At 40.0% G+C, this 4,641-nt stretch carries 2 protein-coding genes and 1 pseudogene; 1 reads left to right on the plus strand and 2 read right to left on the minus strand.

From position 1 onward, the window contains the following. Positions 1-344: Rossmann-fold NAD(P)-binding domain-containing protein (locus AC1DPQ_RS18410; protein WP_477610476.1), on the plus strand; the 344-nt coding region annotated here is incomplete at its 5' end. Positions 345-628: 284 nt separating this feature from the next. Here AC1DPQ_RS18410 and AC1DPQ_RS18415 read toward each other — a convergent pair. After that, positions 629-4,009: a DEAD/DEAH box helicase gene (locus AC1DPQ_RS18415; protein WP_477579462.1), complete on the minus strand. Its 3,381-nt coding sequence runs from the start codon at positions 4,007-4,009 to the stop codon at positions 629-631. A gap of 416 nt (positions 4,010-4,425) precedes the next feature. Further along, a pseudogene (locus AC1DPQ_RS18420) lies at positions 4,426-4,641 on the minus strand (GntR family transcriptional regulator); the annotation flags it as partial.

Genomic DNA, 4,641 nt, shown 5'->3' on the forward strand with positions numbered 1-4,641 from the left:
ACTGCACAGTGATCCGCTTTGCGGGCTTAATTGGCCCTGACCGTAACCCTGGGAGGTTTTTTGCCGGAAAAAGTAATGTACCGAATGGTTTAGCTCCCGTAAACTTGATTCACCAAACAGATGCTGTAGGGATTGCGGTCAAGCTTTTGGAAAAACAGGCATTCGGCAGAACTTACAATGCCTGCTCACCAAACCATCCTGCAAAAATGGATTTCTATATTAATGCAGCCAAAACCACAGGGCTTGCCGAACCTGATTTTATTGCAGAAAAGAAAGATTGGAAAATTGTGGAAAGTGTTAATGTACCGGAATTTTTGAGTTATACGTTTGAGGTTGGGATTTAGAAATCTCGTCTCACGTTCGTCACCCTGAATTTATTTCAGGGTCTATTTTGCAAGAAAGATGCTGATCCCGAATGTTCGGGACAACATGACGATCGCGTAAGTTAAAGAGGCTAAAAATTATGACCATGAATAAATAGTAATCGAATTAAGGTCGATAGATTTCTCGGCTATGTTGCACTCCGCTCGAAATGACGATCAAATAAGGCACATTGGTGCCTCCACGAACCAAAACTAGATTCATCAGCATGGTCCTTCGACAGGCTCAGGATGACAACATGGATGATTTAACTCAACAAGCCCAATAATTCTTTCTTGGTCAAATTCTTGAATAAACTTCCATCCGTCTGGATCAGATCCTTAACCAGGTCTTTTTTAGTGGCCTGAAGTTTCATAATTTTCTCTTCAATAGTATCAGGGCAGATTAAACGCACAGCCATTACATTTTTATGCTGGCCGATCCGATAGGCCCGATCTATGGCCTGGTTTTCTACAGCAGGGTTCCACCATGGGTCAACCAGATAAACATAATCAGCTTCGGTAAGGTTCAATCCGGTACCACCAGCCTTTAAACTGATCAGGAAGACCGGAATATCTGCGTTTTGTTGAAATGAGCTAACTACTTCGGCTCTTTTACGGGTTTGCCCAGTAAGGTATTCGTATTTAATGCCACGTTTTTCCAATTGTTTTTTAATCAGATCGAGCATGGTTACAAACTGAGAAAAAACAAGGATTTTATGCTTTCCGGCCTTGCTCTCAATCTGCTCCATCAGCACATCAATTTTTGATGAAGCCTGTAAATACGATTTCCCATCTGCCAATAATGCGGCCGAATTGCAGATCTGCCTTAAAGTGGTAATACTTTTCAGCACATGCATCGAACTTTTAGGCAGCTCATCTTCCTGTTTACCCAGAATAAAATCTTGAATTTCCTTTTTGTTCGCTTCGTACACTTCGCGCTGCTCTGCTCCCATTTCGCAATAGAGTACAATTTCTGTTTTATCGGGAAGTTCTTTCGCCACCTGTTCTTTGGTCCTGCGGAGAATAAAAGGTCTTATTTTTTGCTGAAGTTCCTCTGCCCTTCTGCTATCCTTAAACTGATCGATCGGGGTTGAATATAAATCGGCAAACTGCTGTTTACTGCCAAACAAACCCGGACAAGCGAATGACAGCTGGCCATATAAATCAAAAGTATTGTTCTCAATCGGCGTTCCTGTCATGGTTACTTTATTCCTCGATTGCAGCATCCGAACAGCTTTATAACGCTGCGAATCTGGATTTTTGATCAGCTGCGATTCATCTAAAAAGATATAGTTAAAGCGATAATCCTTTAAGAAACGGATATCAGAAAGCAGCGTTCCGTAAGAGGTTAAAATGATTTCGTAATCATCGAAAGTATCAGTGGTTTTAGTCCTTTCGCCAGCATAAATGGTTTTTACCTTTATAGACGGGGCAAATTTCTCCACTTCGGCCTTCCAGTTAAATATTAACGAAGCCGGAACAACCACAAGATTTGTATTGTGTTTTACTTTTTCGCGCTGCGATAAAATGAAAGCCAAAACCTGAATGGTTTTACCCAGCCCCATATCATCTGCCAGACAAGAACCGAAATTAAAGTCATCCAAAAAGTTGAGCCAGTTTAAACCGTCTTTCTGGTAATGACGTAGCGTTGCTGTTAAACCTTTTGGCACCTCTACCTCTTGAATCGAATCCGTTCCTTCGAATTTTTGCTTATAAAGTTTCAATTCATTCTGCACATCACCATCCAATAAAGCATCTTCATAAAGCTCGTTTATCGAAGCAAACTTAATTTTTGGTGTAAGAATGGCATCTTCAGTTACTTCACCGGCACTAAAATAAGCAGCGAATTTTTCGATCCACTCATGCGGTAGTATGCCTTGGGTTCCATCATCAAGCGTTACAAACTTACTTTTGTTCCTGATCGACTTATGCAGATGCTTGAGCGCAACCTGTTGTTTGCCAAACTTCACTTTTACTTTGGTTTCGAACCAGTCTGTTCCACTTAAAACCTCGATATTAATTTTAGCCTGAAATTCGCTCAGTTTATTGTTTTTAAGCTGATTAAAACCTAAAATATGAATGCCTTTATTGCGCCATACCTCAAAAGCTTCGAGAAACCAGGCTTCTTCAAGAAACCGTTTGCGGTGCAGGTAAAAAGAATCGTTGGTTTCCTGATCGTAGAAATAAGGATGCTGTTTCAACACGTTTCCAATAAACTGAAGTTCAGCATTTTCGTCACGGTGTAAGGTAAAAAGGTTACCCAGTTTATCCTGCGCCTGGATCTGTTTTTTAGACAGCACAGGTATTTCCAGGTTCCCATATCGCATTACCGGCGTGAGGAGAATATAATCTTCTGATTCTGACAGGTAGATCAATTGTTCATTTTCGAGATCAAAACCTTTTTCTTCGATCTGGCTTTTGGTAGCCGGTTTTAAATAAGAATAATCTACGTGAATACTTCCCTCTAAAGGTACCAAAATAACCTTCTGAAACTCAGGATATTTTGTTTTGTGCAGGATTAATCTGTTGCTCTGCTTTTTAAAAAACCCGATTACGCGTAGAAAATCCAATCTGCCAATTAAATAAAGTTGATTCTTAAGTTTAACAAAATACTGGTGTACCAATACCAGGTTATCCAACTCGTAAGATTTTCCTTCGATAATTAACCGTCCGGTAATTTCGTAATAATCATCGCGTTGATTTACAGAAAGACGCAGATCTACTTCTAATAAATGTACATCAACTGCTGTAATGGTCGACGCTTGAATAGCGACAGATTGCTTACTATCCTGCAGGTAAAAAGGGATCTGCTCAGGATTTTTAACGATCGCTTTTAAAGCTTCAATTTCTGCCTCACTTTGATCGCTATTGTAATTCTGTTGAAAAGTGGTAATGCCGCTATAAAACTTTACCTGATTGTTATCATTTGTTTTAAAAAGCAAATCAGCCGGATTGATTCCTTTTATCGGGTTTTTAACCTTACCACTTTTAGTGGTTTCGGCCTCGAATAATTCTACCGTTAAATTGTTGTAATAGCGGTGTTGCCCAAAAACAAGGATCATTTTACCCCGATCGTTTTTAGCCTGTACTTTGGTTTTGGTTGCCGGTAGTAAAAGTTCCTGTAAATTTTGCTGAGCTTCTTTATTGAATGCCTGGAGAGCATCCATCTTTGGGCGGACATCTACCTGACCATTTTCGTAGCGGAGATTAAACAGAAGATCAAGATTCTCTTCTTTTTCCAATCCGTAATCGAGTGCAATTTTGGCAAGCTTTTGCTTCCGTAAGTTGCTGTCGAAAAAAATGAGCAGATCCTGACGTTGAAGGATATTGTACAAAACCCTTGCCTGATGCTCACACAATTTATGCTTCGGCGTGGCGCAACGACAAGAAAGTTTTACGGAGTTTGAGTGCTGCTGTACCTGAACAATTGGGAAGGGCAATCCAGAGGCCTCATCGCTAAAGGCTGCAAAATCGATTTCAATCTGTTCAGGGTAAAGCTGGTAAAAGCCCTTAACATCAGTATGGATCAATCCGCTCAAATGTTTGAGGATAACAATCTGGCTCAGATTTTTCAGGTTAAAATCCGTCAAAATATAATCGTAAGGATTTTGTTCTGATACTAGATGCGCGGTTACCTGTTCACTCATTTAAACTAAAATAGCTAAGTGATAAAAGTAATCATTAATAAGTTTTAGCTAAAACCTCTTTTTAGGTTTTTATGCACAATTAATCAAGAGAATTGTCATTTCGAGGGAAAATTTATTCCATAAAAACCAATATAAATGACAGTGCGATTTTAGCGAATTAATAGGCAGCGAGGAGTCGTCATTGCGAGAAGGCTTTTTCAGCCGACGAAGCAATCTTACAACGATCGCTACTAGCGTGAGCATTAAGATTGCTTCGTTCCTCGCAATGACGACCCTTTTTATTTAAATTTGTAGATGGTAATGGGGTGCAACGCAGTCGAGAACCCGAAGGCTCTGCGAAGCAAATCTGTCAAAATAGATCTCCCTCCCGAAAGTTCGGGACTGTGCTTCAGTCGAGATGACGAACTAACCGCGTACTACAGCGATTTACGCAAGTTCAAATAAAAAGGCACTGCTATCTTTTCAGTTTTTCCGTTGAGAATAAATTCAGCGGCCTGAGCGCCCAATTCGCTAAAATCAGTCGAAATGGTGGTAATCCCATCCAAAATAATCTTTTTTAAAGGCGTTTCGTTATAAGAAATTACGCCAACATCTTTCCCGATTTTAAGTTTTTGGGCAATTAAACGCTCAAT

The sequence above is a fragment of the Pedobacter sp. 01T416_2 genome (genome assembly GCF_056398925.1).